Origin of the sequence: Xylanivirga thermophila (assembly GCF_004138105.1) — a bacterium.
GTDB lineage: Bacteria > Bacillota > Clostridia > Caldicoprobacterales > Xylanivirgaceae > Xylanivirga > Xylanivirga thermophila.
In genome coordinates this window covers 120446-136197 of sequence record NZ_RXHQ01000005.1, presented here as the reverse complement: position 1 = coordinate 136197, position 15752 = coordinate 120446, and the positions used below count along the sequence as shown (strand labels likewise).

The 15752-nt window shown below is 36.2% G+C and carries 15 protein-coding genes; 6 read left to right on the top strand and 9 right to left on the bottom strand.

Features of this window, described 5'->3' with window-relative positions:
* Positions 1-294 precede the first annotated feature (294 nt).
* Together EJN67_RS04645 and trpB are read left to right on the top strand one after the other, a co-directional pair.
* Positions 295-1551, top strand: a complete 1257-nt coding sequence (locus EJN67_RS04645; RefSeq protein WP_129723037.1) for a transposase — start codon at positions 295-297, stop codon at positions 1549-1551.
* A gap of 411 nt (positions 1552-1962) precedes the next feature.
* On the top strand, positions 1963-3150 hold the full coding sequence (gene trpB / locus EJN67_RS04640) for a tryptophan synthase subunit beta (RefSeq protein ID WP_129723035.1): 1188 nt from the start codon (positions 1963-1965) through the stop codon (positions 3148-3150).
* 10 nt (positions 3151-3160) lie between these two features.
* Here trpB and EJN67_RS04635 read toward each other — a convergent pair whose 3' ends face one another.
* Positions 3161-3382 carry a DUF3006 domain-containing protein gene (locus tag EJN67_RS04635; protein ID WP_129723033.1) on the bottom strand — a complete coding sequence of 74 codons (222 nt, stop codon included), beginning with the start codon at positions 3380-3382 and terminating at the stop codon, positions 3161-3163.
* A gap of 12 nt (positions 3383-3394) precedes the next feature.
* Positions 3395-4321, bottom strand: a complete 927-nt coding sequence (locus tag EJN67_RS04630) for a ComEC/Rec2 family competence protein (RefSeq protein WP_243641227.1) — start codon at positions 4319-4321, stop codon at positions 3395-3397.
* 74 nt (positions 4322-4395) lie between these two features.
* Here EJN67_RS04630 and EJN67_RS04625 point away from each other — a divergent pair, with 74 nt between their 5' ends.
* Positions 4396-5160, top strand: coding sequence for a ZIP family metal transporter (locus EJN67_RS04625; protein ID WP_243641226.1), 765 nt, complete (start codon positions 4396-4398; stop codon positions 5158-5160).
* Positions 5161-5176: 16 nt separating this feature from the next.
* On the opposite strand, the gene EJN67_RS04620 is transcribed toward EJN67_RS04625, so the two are convergent.
* Genes EJN67_RS04620 through EJN67_RS04610 form a run of 3 tightly spaced genes read right to left on the bottom strand, consistent with a single transcriptional unit; the run spans position 5177 to position 7981 of the window.
* Positions 5177-6181 carry a hypothetical protein gene (locus EJN67_RS04620; RefSeq protein ID WP_129723031.1) on the bottom strand — a complete coding sequence of 335 codons (1005 nt, stop codon included), beginning with the start codon at positions 6179-6181 and terminating at the stop codon, positions 5177-5179.
* Between the two features lie 12 nt (positions 6182-6193).
* Complete coding sequence (locus EJN67_RS04615; protein ID WP_129723029.1) at positions 6194-6811, bottom strand: metallophosphoesterase family protein; 618 nt, start codon at positions 6809-6811, stop codon at positions 6194-6196.
* 6 nt (positions 6812-6817) lie between these two features.
* On the bottom strand, positions 6818-7981 hold the full coding sequence (locus EJN67_RS04610) for a GNAT family N-acetyltransferase (protein ID WP_129723027.1): 1164 nt from the start codon (positions 7979-7981) through the stop codon (positions 6818-6820).
* A 146-nt stretch (positions 7982-8127) separates the two neighbouring features.
* Between EJN67_RS04610 and EJN67_RS04605 the strand changes: the two genes are divergently transcribed.
* The 3 genes from EJN67_RS04605 (at position 8128) to EJN67_RS04595 (ending at position 11627) form a co-directional block, all read left to right on the top strand.
* Positions 8128-8883 (top strand): acyl-[acyl-carrier-protein] thioesterase, encoded by a 756-nt coding sequence (locus tag EJN67_RS04605; RefSeq protein ID WP_129723025.1) that lies wholly within the window; start codon positions 8128-8130, stop codon positions 8881-8883.
* A gap of 109 nt (positions 8884-8992) precedes the next feature.
* Complete coding sequence (locus EJN67_RS04600; RefSeq protein ID WP_165000734.1) at positions 8993-10366, top strand: patatin-like phospholipase family protein; 1374 nt, start codon at positions 8993-8995, stop codon at positions 10364-10366.
* 40 nt (positions 10367-10406) lie between these two features.
* A complete protein-coding gene (locus EJN67_RS04595; protein ID WP_165000733.1) occupies positions 10407-11627 on the top strand; it encodes an anaerobic sulfatase maturase in 1221 nt (406 codons plus the stop codon).
* A gap of 69 nt (positions 11628-11696) precedes the next feature.
* On the opposite strand, the gene EJN67_RS04590 is transcribed toward EJN67_RS04595, so the two are convergent.
* The 4 genes from EJN67_RS04590 to EJN67_RS04575 form a co-directional block, all read right to left on the bottom strand.
* A complete protein-coding gene (locus tag EJN67_RS04590; RefSeq protein ID WP_129723021.1) occupies positions 11697-12758 on the bottom strand; it encodes a Gfo/Idh/MocA family protein in 1062 nt (353 codons plus the stop codon).
* 155 nt (positions 12759-12913) lie between these two features.
* Positions 12914-13819 carry a hypothetical protein gene (locus tag EJN67_RS04585; protein ID WP_129723019.1) on the bottom strand — a complete coding sequence of 302 codons (906 nt, stop codon included), beginning with the start codon at positions 13817-13819 and terminating at the stop codon, positions 12914-12916.
* Between the two features lie 37 nt (positions 13820-13856).
* A complete protein-coding gene (locus EJN67_RS04580) occupies positions 13857-14834 on the bottom strand; it encodes an SPL family radical SAM protein (protein ID WP_129723017.1) in 978 nt (325 codons plus the stop codon).
* On the bottom strand, positions 14827-15669 hold the full coding sequence (locus EJN67_RS04575; protein ID WP_129723015.1) for a 5'-methylthioadenosine/S-adenosylhomocysteine nucleosidase family protein: 843 nt from the start codon (positions 15667-15669) through the stop codon (positions 14827-14829). The genes EJN67_RS04580 and EJN67_RS04575 overlap by 8 nt, the downstream gene beginning before the upstream one ends.
* Between the last annotated feature and the right edge of the window lie 83 nt (positions 15670-15752).

The following is a 15752-nucleotide window of genomic DNA, read 5'->3' as shown; positions in this document are numbered from 1 at the left end:
CGTTGTCAAGGTTGGGTAGTATTTTCTCGTATACACTCGAAAATCTCCACCCTCCCCTTGACAAGAGGAAGTAAATGGATAAGTATGATTTTCTCAAAAAGTGTTGCATTTAATATTGCAATTTAGAGCAAAAAATTATGGCCGTGATATAAATTTGATTTTATAGTAAAAAATATGACTAAGATGGTTCAAAATGCTATAAAACATGCCAAAAACATAGAAAAGCCCCTGAATGTTTAGTATAATTAGTTTGGGAACAAAATCCTACTAAACAAAATCAAAGGAGGCTTTTCTATGTACTATTCTACCACAGATGTGTACCAAAGCAAAAGGAAAATTGTAAATTTCTCAAAATCATTAGTTCCAAAAGAAAATAAAGTTGAAAGAAAATTCGTTGCTGATAGTGTATTCGGGATTTTGTCTTCCAAAAGTGTGATATTAAGTGATATGGCAAAGGCTTTAAAGGAACCAATCAAAGTTATAAATACTGTTGATCGTTTAGGTCAGAACCTAGAGAAAGACCTTTCTCCTCAAATTGATGAAAATTATATTAGGCAAATAGTGAAAAATATAGAGGAAGACCCAGTAATACTAGTAGATGATTCTGACATAATAAAACCACATGGGCAAGCATTTGAAGATTTAGGCATAGTAAGAGATGGATCAAGTAAAGAAAACAAATATGAGAAGGGATACATGGTTACTGAAATAGTAGGATTATCTAAAGAGAATAAGCAACCATTGAGCCTCTTTTCCCATGTTCATTCATCTAAAGAAAAAAGTTATAAATCTACAAATACAGTAACTTTTAATGGCTTGGAGAAAGTTATAGAATCCATAAATGGGAAGGGAACATTTGTATTTGATAGAGGATACGATATGAACTCTATGTTCCAATTTATGCATGAAAAAGATCAATACTATATTATACGTCTTACAGAAAGACGCAAATTATTTTGGAAAGGTAAATGGTATAAATCCACCACCTTAAGGGATTCAAGAAAGGGAAAAGTTAGGATGAATTTAACTTTTCGAAATAAAGGTAAAAAGTCAAAAGTTGTTGTTTACGCTAGTCACCTGAATGTAAAAGTGACAGCCAATAAAGAACCTGTTTGGCTTGTATTGGTTTATGGACTAGGAGAAAAGCCTATGATGATTGCTACCAATAAGCCTATAAAAAATAAAGAAGATCTAAAGGGAATTGTTTATACTTATATGTCGAGATGGAGAATTGAGGAATACTTTCGGTTTAAGAAACAGAGTTTTGATTTTGAAAATTTTAGGGTAAGAAGCTTAAAAGCTATCAATAATTTAAATAGTTTATTGACCTATGCTATTGGGCTTATTGGCATTATGGTTGAAAATAAAAATAAGCTTACTAATAGATTAATTGCTAATGCAAGAGGAATTAGGAAGACTGTCTGGTTCTATTATTATAGGATTGCAGATGGCCTATACAAGACGCTAAATTATGCTCGGACAGGAATTAAGGATTGGTTTCCTGTTCGAGATTCCGGACCTAGACAGCTAAAATTCGATTTAGCTTGCTAAATATATAGATATGTACTTTGAAAATTTAGCACACAAAAAAGACCTTTAAAATTAGGTCTCTTTCGTGTGCGCAAAATAAGCCTAAAGGAGTAGAAGAAATATTATAGTCACATTTTTTAGTAATATTCTTTTATTTTGTTAATCTTTTTGCATTTTGCGGAAACTCAAAAAATTTATAAATTCAATTCGTAATTTGAATTTTCGTTGTATAATTAAATGCAACACCAAAAAAATATAGAACTATAGATACAGAATATATATATTAATGGATATATCCTTTATATAAGTGCTGCACTGGCATTTAAAAAACTCCTATGAAATGGGGATTGACAATGTAAAGGTGCATAATGTAAGATGATATCAATATACCATTTATTAGATGAGACAAGAAGAGAAGAGAGGAGAATATATATGGAAAACAAAAATGGATATTATGGAAATTACGGTGGACGATATGTTCCAAAAGAATTGGTAAAAGTGCTTGAAGAGATAAAACAAGCATTCTACCATTACAAAAATGATCCAGCATTTATATCAGAGCTTGAATACTACAATAGATACTATATTGGACGACCAAATCCCCTATACTTTGCCCAAAGACTTACCGAAAAGTTGGGTGGTGCAAAGATATACCTAAAGCGTGAAGACCTAAATCACACAGGTGCCCATAAAATAAACAATACCATAGGACAGGTATTGCTCGCAAAACGTTTGGGTAAAAAACGTATAATTGCAGAGACGGGAGCCGGTCAGCATGGTGTAGCCACTGCCACAGCTTGTGCTTTGTTTGATATGGACTGTACGGTATATATGGGAAAAGAAGACATGGACCGCCAGGCATTAAATGTATTTCGCATGAAACTTTTAGGTGCAAATGTGGTGTCTGTGGAAGAAGGCCTTGCTACATTGAAGGAAGCGGTAGATGCTGCCCTATCTGACCTTATACAGAACTGCGCAGGCACCTACTATATGCTAGGATCTGCCGTAGGACCAGATCCATACCCCGCTATGGTAAAGCATTTTCAATCAATAATTGGCATTGAAACAAAAAAGCAAATATTAGAAGTCGAAGGTCGCCTTCCTGACTATCTAGTAGCGTGTGTAGGTGGCGGGAGCAATGCCATAGGCCTTTTTTCTCCATTCTATGAGGACAAAGATGTAAAAATGATAGGGGTAGAACCGGCAGGAAAGGGATTAGATACAGGCAAACATGCAGCTACATTATGTAAAGGCAGCCCAGGAGTACTACATGGTTTTAAATCATACTTATTGCAGGATGATAAGGGACAACCTCTACCAGTGTATTCTATATCAGCAGGTCTAGATTATCCAGGAGTAGGACCAGAACATAGCTTCTATAAGGACACGGGCAGAGCTAAATACGTATCTATTACCGATCAAGAAGCCTTAGATGCATTTTTTGAACTTTCCCACGTTGAAGGCATTATCCCTGCTCTAGAGAGTGCCCATGCAGTAGCCTATGCACAGAAACTAGCAAAAGATTTATCTCCTCAAGATATCATAGTAGTTAATCTATCAGGTCGAGGGGATAAGGATGTTGAACAAGTGCTTAAAATATCAAAAAACGGAACCATATAGGTTCCGTTTTTTAGTCGATAAATAGATCGTCCATAAGTTTTTGTATCTCCTCCCGCCTTTTCTTAGTTTCTTCCTCAAGGAGTATTATTCTATCATCATCTATGGACAATACACTGCCTTCCCTAGCATCTTTGGGAAGATTACATGCATATACCCATATGATATTGCCATCATCGAGTTCTATTACCGCCTTATCCCCCTCTATCCGATCCAGCACTCCCGTCTTCTCCATTTATATCCCTCCTCATTTCTTCTTTGGATAGGAATAATCTCCTGGTTTACAGTTAAATGATATCTCATTACCATCGGATTTAGCCACTATAGTACCACATTGATCGGTACGATATATGGTTATACCCTTGCCCTTTAATAGTTCCATAGTCTGCCTGTGGGGATGCCCATAGTCATTACCTTCTGCCAGCATCAAAACGGCATATTTAGGATTTACCTTGTCTATATATTCTTTTGTACTAGAAGTTCTAGAACCATGATGCCCTATCTTTATCACATCAGCATGTATATCATATGCCCCATCGAGTATGCGTTCTTCAGTTTTTGCCTCGGCATCTCCTTGGAATATAAACACCGTGTCCTTGTATACTAATCTTATTACTACGGAATAATCGTTTAAATTATCAGATGACATATCCTTAGATGGTGCCAAGATCTTTGCCTCTACCCCTTCCAATGGAATATCCATACCTTCAATGGCACTATTTATCTTAAGATTCTTTCCCTTTATAGCCTCTAGCATTCTCTTGTATGTCTTCGAAGTATGGGTTACTTTAGGCATATATATACTACCTATATCAAAATTTTTTATAACCTCCGCCATCCCCCCTATATGATCCTCATGGGGATGCGTCCCTACCAATACATCTATCTTTTTTATACCTTCCTTTTTTAAATAGCCTACCACTTTATCTGAACTGCTATTTGGTCCTGCATCTATAAGCATATTTTTACCTCCCGGTAAGCGTACCAATATAGCATCACCCTGTCCCACGTCTAAAAAGTGTGCATATAGCTCTCCACTTTCATCTACATTTTGTTCCGCTGTTTTACTATCATCACCGGCGTAATCTATAATTTCTATGCTACATCCAGAAATTAATGTTATTATTAATATAAGATTTATGATTATAAGGCTTCTCTTTCGGTTATATATCAATTAGCCACCTTCTTTCAAAAACTAATGCTTTATATATAAATAGCAAATAATTAACATGGGAAAGGAATGATATTTTGGGCGAAAACATAGTACTTACTGGTTCACTAGCTAGTCTGCTAGCAGGCTTGGCCACTGCAGTAGGCGCATTACCAGTACTCTTTACAAAAAATATAAAAGAAAGCGTCCTAGATGCAATGCTAGGTTTTGCCGCCGGGGTAATGCTGGCCGCAACATCATTCAGTCTAATACTACCTGCAATCGAGAAGGGTGGTGGAGGAGCAAAAGGCGCTGCCATAACGGCAGGCGGCGTAATGCTTGGAGGTATATTCCTTGACTACATAGACAAAATGTTACCTCATTTCCATACCATAGCAGGTATGGAGGGTAAAGAATCTAGCCTTAAAAAGATATGGCTGTTTATAATAGCCATAACAATACATAATTTCCCGGAGGGCCTTGCTGTAGGCGTAGGCTTTGGCGGGGGGGATTATAAAAACGGTCTTAGTCTTGCCATAGGTATAGGCCTACAAAATATGCCAGAAGGCCTTGCCGTAGCACTATCACTCCTCAGGGAGGATTATAAACCATCAAAGGCATTTTTTATTGCACTCCTTACAGGATTAGTAGAACCTATAGGGGGTATTATTGGAGCAGCGCTGGTACAAGTAGCTGAACCTATACTGCCGTGGGCACTAGCATTTGCTGCAGGTGCAATGCTATTTGTCATAAGCGATGAAATAATACCAGAAACCCATTCTAGAGGATATCAACGCCTTGCTACGTACGGCGTGCTCTTGGGGTTCGTAATAATGATGTTCTTAGACACCACATTAGGATGATACTGGTCGCAGTTTTTTAGCTGCGACTTTTTGATATCTCCTTTTCCAATCTTTCCATTCTGATCTTTTCTTCAGGGGTAAGTATGGACATGATCCGCTTCCTATATTCAACTCCCGCCTCTTTTTTCCCCTTGAACTTTCTATCCACTGCATCGGTCCAAGAAAGCTTTCTGTTCCTTATATGAAGGTCATAATCAACTATTCTGTCTCCATTATCTAAATATTCCAGCCCCACAAGTATCTTTTTCATCTCCCTTGGAGGAGTAATTGTAATATACCTCAATTGATAGACCATAATAGGCATGAGGTGAAGGGCATATTCCTTGGTCCAAGTCTCTCCAAGATCTATTCCTATCTCCAAGCTGTCAAGCACCAGCATAAGCCGTTCAAAATGCAAATCATAGGCACCAAACTTATCATATATCCTAATAAGGAGCTCATACCATTCCTCGCCATCCAATGCCTCATTTAAATATCGAAGGGCATAGCTTCTAAGTTCCCTGTATAATCTATCCGGCCTAACTGGCACAAGCAAACTCTCAGATTTTAAATCGTCAAGTGTCACCCGCCTATTCAAAGGATGCTCGGTAAAGCTTATGATACTGGTGTCGGATGTACCATTATCCAAACACTCCATAAATGGGGCTATACTACCATTATACCGTTCTCCTATATTCTCTACCATCTTCATGTAGTTTCCCACAGTACGCATTATTATACTGCTCGGCCCCAGTCTTACATCGGTCATAAGATGATTTATCCTATGGTTTAATATATCAGCAAGCACCTGATCAGCACCCTTATATACAAAAAGCGTATACTTTACATCATCAAAGCTTGCATGTAACATATTAGGCGGTACTATAAATACTACAGTGGCATTTTCATACACCAAATTAAGTGCCTGATCAGGAGGCACATTTTTACTATCCAAAATGTCCAAAAGACAGGCATTTAAATCATCTGGTTGGCGGGAGCCCAATACTACAAAATTTGGCCCATACCTTAAAGTAGAGATCATCTCTAAGCCTCCTTAGATAGAAATCTTACATCTATTAAACCTTGCATCATTAGTACCTATTGGATATGGTAAATAATATACCTCCTCATCTGGATACAAAAGCACATGAATATGCTCTATACCATTTAGATAATAGCTACCACCTGCTTTTGTAGTACGGATATTCTTACTATGTCCATATAGATTGTACATTGCACCATCTATAATATTACATCCATCATGGGACAGGCAAAACGACATATCCCCTATGGATATCAATGTGCCCTCTGCTATAATATTAAAGCTTGGAGCCTCTTTTTTTATATATTTTCCATCATCATGATTGCCTGGCACTATATATATACTCTGTGCCCCGGAATTTTCCAATATACGTATAAGACGCCTTACACTTTTTTTATATACATCTATCTTATATGGGCATATCTCGAGTTTTATATCATCTACCATATCCCCTGTATGCACTATAACATCAGGTTTTAAAGCCTTTATAAGTCTATTTAAAGGTGCATATATATTATAAGGTGTATCGCTTATATGCAATATCTTATGTTTTTTGCTGTTTTTAAGATCATATGGTATATATATCTGCCCACACATATTGTATAAAGTGGTTTTAAATTGTTCGTTCATCTTTTTTTAAAAAAAGTCATTGATATAGGTAGGTTTTTTGTGAAATAATGCTCCTACCCTCTCTATAACTTCTCTATCCCCCTGTATCTTCCCCATTTCTGCCCCTTCCACCATATCTATATATCCTATAATAAGTTGGGAAAAGGTCTGTATAGAACATCTAATATCAAATCTATCATCTAGATCATCCTCTACTATGATACTATCTCCTATATCCACTTTAAATGTCTTATCATTCCACTCTGCCCATGGATCATCCACTTTAATAGAAAAACTAATAGCATCTTTAGTACTAAAAGGATATAGCTTGAGCACCTTTTTAACATCTATTACCCTAATCATCATACCCTGTACCATCTTTACATCCTTCCTAGGATTATCAATGATAAATAGAGTATTGTCATCACTAGGGGCCATCCATTGTATCTTAGAAGCCTGAGCATTATGCAGATATATAAATCTAAACAAAGCCTCTTTAGATTCTAATGAACTATATACGAGCTCTTTTATATGAAAAATCCCATCGTTTATATTATAGAATAGATATCCTTCTAACTCCCCGCAATCACTATATACCCCATATCGATGTATTGTCCCCTTATCTTGATCTTTAAGTATCTTCTTCCAAATATTCCTATCCCTTATAACGGTACCATTATACCTGTGTATAAATGACCTGTATACCCTATCCATTTCATCTATGTTTTCCTCACCTAATATATGATAACTACCATATACAGTTTTAAATTTTTTGAAGTCATCCATCTCAAATGTATATATCTTATAGTGATATCCCATCTCCCAGCCATATTTTCTATAAAAGCTATACGAAAATGGGCCAAGCAATGAAAATATCTGATCCCGTTTTCTCATAATCTCTAAGGATTTTACAAGGAGACTACCTACGCATTTTTTATATCTATATTCAGGAAAAGTAGCTACATTCCCAATACCGCCCATTCCCACTTCCTTGCCATTAAACCATATATGATATGGCCATGCACAAATGGATGCCCCTAAATTATCCCCTTCAAATGCTCCTATTGTATGATTTTCACCTAAGGTTTCCTTCGTAAACCACCCAGGAGCATCATTAGAAAGGTTAAAACAATACCTCATTAGTCTATTTATATCATCAACATATTTTTCTTCTACAAAACGTACATCCATATCTCCACCTCCGTCATTTTATACTCTATATTATATCAACTAATTCACTGGTTTTGAATTAATTATTTTTATTTAATTAACTTTTACTAGAGATGGTGTTATAATTGGAAGTAAAGCATTTTTCATAAATACAGGAGGTATCTATCATGGATCCTGTTTCAAAATATACAAAAGAGTATCAGGTACTAGTAAATGATGTTGATTTTACAAAGAAACTAAAGCTAAGTGCTGCCTTTAATTATTTCCAAGAAATCGCAGGACTACATGCAGATAACCTTGGAATAGGCTTTAATACCATAGAAGAAGAACATGGAGTTGCTTGGGTGTTAATACGTATGAGGGTAGACATGCTCCGATACCCAATATGGGATGAAGAGATAATACTTGAAACATGGCCTCAAATTCCAAAAAGATTTCAATTCGAAAGGGACTATTATATAAAGGATATACAAGGCAATATAATTGCAAAAGCCATATCCATGTGGGTAATAGTTGACGTAGAAACTCGGGAAATAAAGAGATCAGAAACTATAGCCATAGACTACCCTAAGATAATCAAAGAACGGGCTATTGATTGCACATTGGGAAAAATAAGGCCCTCAGGCCAACCTAAAATAGCATACAGGAGGGTCATTGGCTGCAGTGATATCGATATGAACGGACATCTAAATAACTCTAAATACATTGATTTTATAATGGATTGCTTTACCATGGAAGATCTAAAAAACCATAGTGCAAAATCCATACAAATCTGCTATATGAACGAATCGTTGCCTGGAGATACTATAACGCTATACAAATATACAGGTATTACAGACGAAGGAATAATATTCATAGAGGGAGTAAATGAAAAAACTAATAGCAAAATATTTGCCTCACAGTTACATATAACACAAAACTGATTGATATCAAACGTGATTATGTAGTTTACATAATATATACATTTCCCTTAATATATGCTATGATACTATTTGAACCAAACTAAAAAAGGCAATATGGGAGATGATATGTATGGACGGATACGGTTTGGTGCTATCAGGAGGCGGTGCAAAGGGAAGCTATGAAATAGGTGTGTGGCAAGCACTTAGGGACTTGGGAATCCCTATAAAAGCGGTTACTGGGACATCGGTAGGTGCACTCAATGGCGCCATGATAACTCAAGGGGAATTTGCCCTTACCAGTTTTGGATGGTGCAGCATGTCAGTAGAATATATAATAAATATACAAAAAGACCTGTGGGAATCTAAAGAGATGTATAAAAAGCATACCAATATATTTACAGTAATAAAAAATGCTCTAACATCTGGGGGCTTGGATATAACCCCTCTTATAAGGCTTTTAAAAGAATACATAAACGAGGATAAAGTACGTAAATCTCCTATAGATTTGGGCCTTGTCACATTCTCATTAAGCGACTTTAAACCCTTACAGATTTTTAAGGAAGACATACCAAAGGGCAAACTAGTTGAATATCTGGTTGCTAGTGCCTGTTTCCCTGCTTTTAAACCCATCGAAATAGATAATAAGAAATTCATAGATGGCGGTATATATGACAATGTCCCCATATCCCTCATGGCATCAAAGGGAATAAAAGATATAATAGTAGTGGATATAACAGGGTTTGGTACTCCCACAAAAAAAGCCAAGGAAGATGACCTTAATATTATTACCATAAAGAGTGATCATGACCTTGGACGTCCATTGGAATTTAATCCCAAAAGAGCCCAAACCAATATCGATATAGGATATGCAGATACAATGAAAGTATTTGGCATAATTAAGGGTAAAACATTTTATATAGCAAATAATCCAATAGGAAATTATGAAAATTCCTACGCATTTGACGGTTGTATAAGCATACAGGAGATATGTGAGATATTAGGAGCTAATGTAAACATGGATATAACCCCTAGAGGACCTATAAACAATGTAATAACCGATAAGATGATACGATTTATAAACAGATACGCAGATCCAACCCTTGATATAAAGATTGCATGGCGCATTGCAATGGCAGAAATTACTGCCGAGCAGCTAGAAGTGGATAAAACAAAGATATATACTCTACAAGATCTTAATGAGCATATCATAGAAAAATACTATGATATGCAAAATAGCTATGAATTTAATACGTATAAAAAACAAATAGGCATAGAGATTTCAAAACATTATGAAAAAGCACAACAAAATGATAAACCACTATTGGCCAAATTACGCATAGATAAAAAATTCCTTCCACTTTATCTATCTAATACAGACATCGACAGCGAAAAACCAGATAAATTGAGAAGGCTTGTAGCCCTAGCGTATCCAAAGACAGCAATAGCCAGCATATATCTATATTTTTTATTAAATTGCAGTGAAAACAAGTCTAATGTATGTTAGAATATTAAATAATAATACTTAATAGATGGAGAAGATGTTTATGCCTGTAAAACCTTTTTCACTGCTTATAAAACCGGCATCTGCAGACTGTAATTTAAGATGTACCTATTGTTTTTATTTTGATAAATACAGATTATATCCTGAAAGTTCTGTGCATCGGATGGATAGAAAAACTCTAGACAGGGTGATATCATCTTATATGTCCACACCGCAACCCCTATATGCATTCGGCTGGCAGGGTGGAGAACCTACTATAATGGGAGTGGAATTTTTTGAAGAAGTAGTATCCCTTCAGCAAAAATATGGTAAAAAGGGTAGTGTAGTAAGCAATGGGCTACAGACCAATGGTACGCTTCTAGATGATAGTTTTGCAAAGTTGCTTCATGAATATAATTTTTTAGTAGGTCTAAGCCTAGATGGCCCTGCCTATATACATGACAAATATAGAAAAGACGCAGGGCAGGAAGGTACACATCATAAGGTCATATCTGCTATAGATTGCCTCAATAGAAATAAGGTTGAGTTTAATATACTTACTCTGGTAAATGAAGCCAATGTAGGCCATGCCAAAGAGGTATATAACTATCTATGCGATATGGGTCTTTTCTTTCATCAATATATCCCTTGTGTAGAATTCGATGAGGGGGGAAATATGCTTCCCTTTGCCATTACAGGAGATGCCTGGGGCGATTTTTTGTGTGAATTGTTTGATGAATGGCTTAAAACTGGAGTATTTAAAGTATCCATAAGACTTTTTGATTCTTTACTGGAATTTATGATGTATGGCAACTATAGTACCTGTACCATGGCAGGAGACTGTAGACATTATTTTGTGGTAGAACACAATGGCGATATATATCCTTGTGACTTTTTTGTCGACCCCAAATTAAAATTAGGGAACATAATGGATACAGGCTGGGAAACTTTTCAAAATTCATCGCTATACGGAGCATTCGGACAGCAGAAAAATGAGTGGAACCACCTATGTAATAGTTGTCCCCATCTTATGTACTGTTCAGGTGATTGTCTAAAACATAGAATATATGCCGGAAACAACCCTAAGAATATAAGTTGGCTATGCAGCGGATGGAAAAAATTTTATGATCATGCTATTCCAAAGCTTAAAGAACTTGCCCATGAAATTAAAACACAGAATAATGAACAACAAAAGCTTTTCTGTGATACTAAATGGGAAAGAAATGACCCTTGCTTTTGCCATAGCGGCAAGAAATATAAAAAGTGCCACGGTACAGTGATGTAATAAAAGGCTATGCAATATTATTGCATAGCCTTTTATATTTAGAGTTAATAACCTATCTCAATATTAAAATTATTTTATTTTTACATCTTTTTTAGTCTCTGCAGATTCATATACAGCATCCAATATCTTCATAACTTCCACTCCATCCTCTGCAGGATTTCTACAGATTGTACCGTTCTTTATACAATCTACATAATGGGCCACTTCCCTATCAAATATGGTCTGAAAATCATCATTAAATGATACTACAGGTGCCCAATCTATCATCATACCATCCTTTTCACCGGATATTTCTACTTTGGGTTCTAAAGATATACCTGCTTTTGAGCCATATAGCTCTAAGTACGTTTGCCCTTCCTTTACATGCTGTACCCAGCTGGTTTCTAATGTTACGGTAGCACCGTTATCAAAATTTATTACACCTACTGCCGCATCTTCTACGTTGTTTATATCTTCACCCTGATTGGAAGCTGCTTTGTAGTCACCAGTCTGAACTATATCTGTCCTAGAAGCTATTTTATTAAAGGTATTACCATAAGCTGATACTGCCTTGGGCTTACCCATTACATACCTAACCAGATCAATTACATGAACACCTAAATCTATCAATGGACCACCACCGGAGAGCTCCCTATTGGAGAACCAACCACCAGGATTTCCACGCCTTCTAGTATAACCTATCTTTGCATAGTAGATATCTCCAAACTCACCGTTATCAGCTAATTTTTTAACCAGCTGTGTTTTGTCCTCAAATCTCTTTACAAAACCTATCATGAGAAGTTTGCCAGTCTCCTTTGAAACCTTAAGCATTTCCTCAGCCTGCCCTGCATTCATAGCCATGGGTTTTTCGCAGAGTACATTTACCCCTGCTTTAAGAGCAGCAATACTAGCAGGAGCATGGGCATTATTCCATGTGCACACGCTTACGCCATCTAACTCTACACTTTTTAGCATCTCATTAAAATCAGTAAATACATGAGGTATACCATACTTTTCTGCTGCTAATTTAGCCCGTTCCTCATTAATATCACATACGGCTGTGAGTTCTACATCCGGCAATTGTTGATAACCATGGATATGAAATTGACTTATGGATCCTGCACCAATAATGCCTATCTTTACCTTACCCATATAAAAATCCCTCCGTTATGCATAAATTATATTAAGTATTTAGTATTACTGTACTATAATAGCATATTGCTATATATATTACCACTTAATTATTTGTAATTTTTGCTTGCTAAGTTCCATAAAATTTATCATACTGCTAAAAAACAACCTTATTTCTATATTAGAAATTTACTTGCTATTTCCTGAATCTTATCTTCATCATTATCCGGCATATCTACGCCTCCTACTAGCTCCCACTCCTCTAAATGCTCTAATTTTCCATCAGGCGGGAGCTTGGTCAAAGGAGATAATGTTTCCATCTCCACCATAAAATCAGTAGTATATGTCTCATAAGATACACCAAAGTCCGGATATGTAGCATCTTTTTGATGCTTGTATCTTAGTATAAATAGATTACCATGGTTAAAATATGCTGCAAATCCATGCTCATTGGATAGACCAATCTTAAAAGGAGCTTCCATAGATGGATCATGGGTCAGTGTTATGTATTTATCTCCCCAATAAACCCTAGGATCATTCATCTTGGTATATGGCCAAAGGGACAATACCCTATTAGGTAAAAGTCCCGTATCCTTATTTGGCTGAGGTATTATCTCCTTACCACCAGGCGCCATGACAGAAAGTCCCCATGCAGATAACTCTATTGGCCAGGCATTTTTATTTGTAAGTCTGTGCATTACCCGCACCTTATTGCTGTCGGGGCACATGGTAATTTCCATCTCTTTTTGTATCTGCACCCATGGCTCTACTTTTTGTACTACCCTTATACCATTTGATATCTCCTCCCATTGTACAGGATCATTATCGGGCATATAACTTCTAGGCATATTCTCTGGACTATGCCAAAACCTGTGACCACCATGTATATACCAAAAATCATCTTCCACAGGGGTAATATTTTGAACACCTGAACAAAATTCATTTGGTCCGCCTGTAAAGCCAAACCTTATAATCCTTGGCCCTGTACCTACTGTTACTACTAAATCTATGGAGCCATTCGCTATCCGTACACACTCTCCATACTCTATGCTAGGTGCCGACTTTATACTTATCTTAGACATATATATCTCCCCTTCTATAAAAAAAATAGTGCTTTAATTAGATATAGATCTTATCTTGAGGATAATACTTTGATATGATTTCATACATATATTGTACCATATTATTTTGATTGCTACAGCATACTACATCGCCTTTGCATTCCATAGGCAGACAAAATACGTCCGTATCAGCTCTAAATTTATATATCGTCTTAAAATACTCCCTATTCATTCTAAATGGTCCAAGATTTATATCATAGATAGCATTAGATGGAAGATAGGCAAATATATATTCTATAAATGTCCTATATATCTCCCGCCACCCTTTTATATTTATTATGGGCTCTATTGATATACGCACGTTCCATCCTTGATCCATTGCCAATTTTGCTGCCTTTAGACGTGCATCTAACGAAGGAGTTCTAGCTTCATAGCGTTCTATTATCTCCTTTGGAGATAGAGTCCATGCAAGTATCACATTTTCTAATGGCTCCATATCCCCTATCGTTTTATAATTAGCACTCTTTGTGCGTACTTCCATCAATAGTTTCGGCCTTGCCTTTGCAAACCTTATCCACTTGGAAGTATAGGGGATAATTCCCTCAAGTGCCATGAGATCCGTGTCATAGGATACACAAAGATAAATAGGTTCTTTGTATAAAAATTTATCTACCTCCATAAAAAAATCATCTATGTTCACAAAGACCACTATATTGGCAGAAGGATATAAACCCTGAAGATAACAGTAGTGACAGTCATATATGCAATTTAATATGGTAGATGCATAGTAAAAATTTTTATGTCCAAAATTCTGACATATATCCGGTCCCTCATATAAAAATAGGGATTGCTTTACAGCAAGGATAAGATTTTGGGATCTTTTCTGCAGCATAAAATTCTGCCTAGATCTATTAAATACATCCTTATAATGATTTATATATATGATGCTACTATTTTTAAATCGCCTTAATATCTCCTTTGTAACCGGATAGTCTATAGCATCTTTTTCTATATATATGTGTGAAAAGTTATTCATCTAAAAGCACCGCCTTTATCATATCAAATGCCCTTTTACCTTCCTGTTTTACCTTTATCTCCATATCCATTATATTTTGAAAGTCTGGCAAATCCCTTTTATTCATCAACTTATATCTATATGCCATATCCTTTAACTGATAATATTGGGTGGATGTTAAATGCAAATGACTTCTTATGCGTTCTAATTTTACCATATCATTATGATCCAAACCATTCCCCAGAGTGGTTTTTAAGAATGTATTTAAATTTGTTAAGAATATATCTATATAAGGCATTGCATCCCCTATACATTTTTCTATAAAATGCCTATCAATTATACCGATCGAGGCGTCGGCATAATCCGATACAACCTTTATGGCCTGTATTCTATGAGGCGGGAGAAAATGAGCTGCTCCTTCAAAGAAACCTGCAGCCTCCATATCTAGCAATTGGGTATCATGGGGCACATCTGCCTCTTCGTCTATCACCCGATCATATGTCATTATATTTCCTTCCTTCATAGAATGGTCAAGCAATATATCTGGAAAAAACTCTCTACCTGTTCCATTATCTATGACCCTGTTTATAAGAAGTGGCATACCTATGGGCAAATTCTTTGATCTTGTACCACATATACCTATATTTACGACAGCCCAATCATCTAAATTATCTAAAAGGGTAAGTACATGGGCAGTAGCAGTTGCTGCGTTTACCTTGCCTGTTCCGCTTACCACCAAAACTATATCCTCTCCCCTATATACTTTAAATGGGGGACTCTCATGATAAAGTTTCATGCTATAAAACTCTATTATTGGCTTGGCCTCCCATATAAGAGCTGTAGTTATACAAATCATAAAAAAATCTCCCCTTATCTGCTCCTATCATTCTCCAATCTATATTATCACATCAAAAATATTTTTATAAGATAAAAAAAAGG

What these genes read in the sequence shown, in the direction of transcription:
- EJN67_RS04645 (WP_129723037.1), top strand. Translation starts at nt 295, where the DNA reads ATGTACTATTCTACCACAGATGTGTACCAAAGCAAAAGGAAAATTGTA.
- trpB (WP_129723035.1), top strand. Translation starts at nt 1,963, where the DNA reads ATGGAAAACAAAAATGGATATTATGGAAATTACGGTGGACGATATGTT.
- EJN67_RS04635 (WP_129723033.1), bottom strand. Translation starts at nt 3,382, where the DNA reads ATGGAGAAGACGGGAGTGCTGGATCGGATAGAGGGGGATAAGGCGGTA.
- EJN67_RS04620 (WP_129723031.1), bottom strand. Translation starts at nt 6,181, where the DNA reads ATGATCTCTACTTTAAGGTATGGGCCAAATTTTGTAGTATTGGGCTCC.
- EJN67_RS04615 (WP_129723029.1), bottom strand. Translation starts at nt 6,811, where the DNA reads ATGAACGAACAATTTAAAACCACTTTATACAATATGTGTGGGCAGATA.
- EJN67_RS04610 (WP_129723027.1), bottom strand. Translation starts at nt 7,981, where the DNA reads ATGGATGTACGTTTTGTAGAAGAAAAATATGTTGATGATATAAATAGA.
- EJN67_RS04605 (WP_129723025.1), top strand. Translation starts at nt 8,128, where the DNA reads ATGGATCCTGTTTCAAAATATACAAAAGAGTATCAGGTACTAGTAAAT.
- EJN67_RS04600 (WP_165000734.1), top strand. Translation starts at nt 8,993, where the DNA reads ATGGACGGATACGGTTTGGTGCTATCAGGAGGCGGTGCAAAGGGAAGC.
- EJN67_RS04595 (WP_165000733.1), top strand. Translation starts at nt 10,407, where the DNA reads ATGCCTGTAAAACCTTTTTCACTGCTTATAAAACCGGCATCTGCAGAC.
- EJN67_RS04590 (WP_129723021.1), bottom strand. Translation starts at nt 12,758, where the DNA reads ATGGGTAAGGTAAAGATAGGCATTATTGGTGCAGGATCCATAAGTCAA.
- EJN67_RS04585 (WP_129723019.1), bottom strand. Translation starts at nt 13,819, where the DNA reads ATGTCTAAGATAAGTATAAAGTCGGCACCTAGCATAGAGTATGGAGAG.
- EJN67_RS04580 (WP_129723017.1), bottom strand. Translation starts at nt 14,834, where the DNA reads ATGAATAACTTTTCACACATATATATAGAAAAAGATGCTATAGACTAT.
- EJN67_RS04575 (WP_129723015.1), bottom strand. Translation starts at nt 15,669, where the DNA reads ATGATTTGTATAACTACAGCTCTTATATGGGAGGCCAAGCCAATAATA.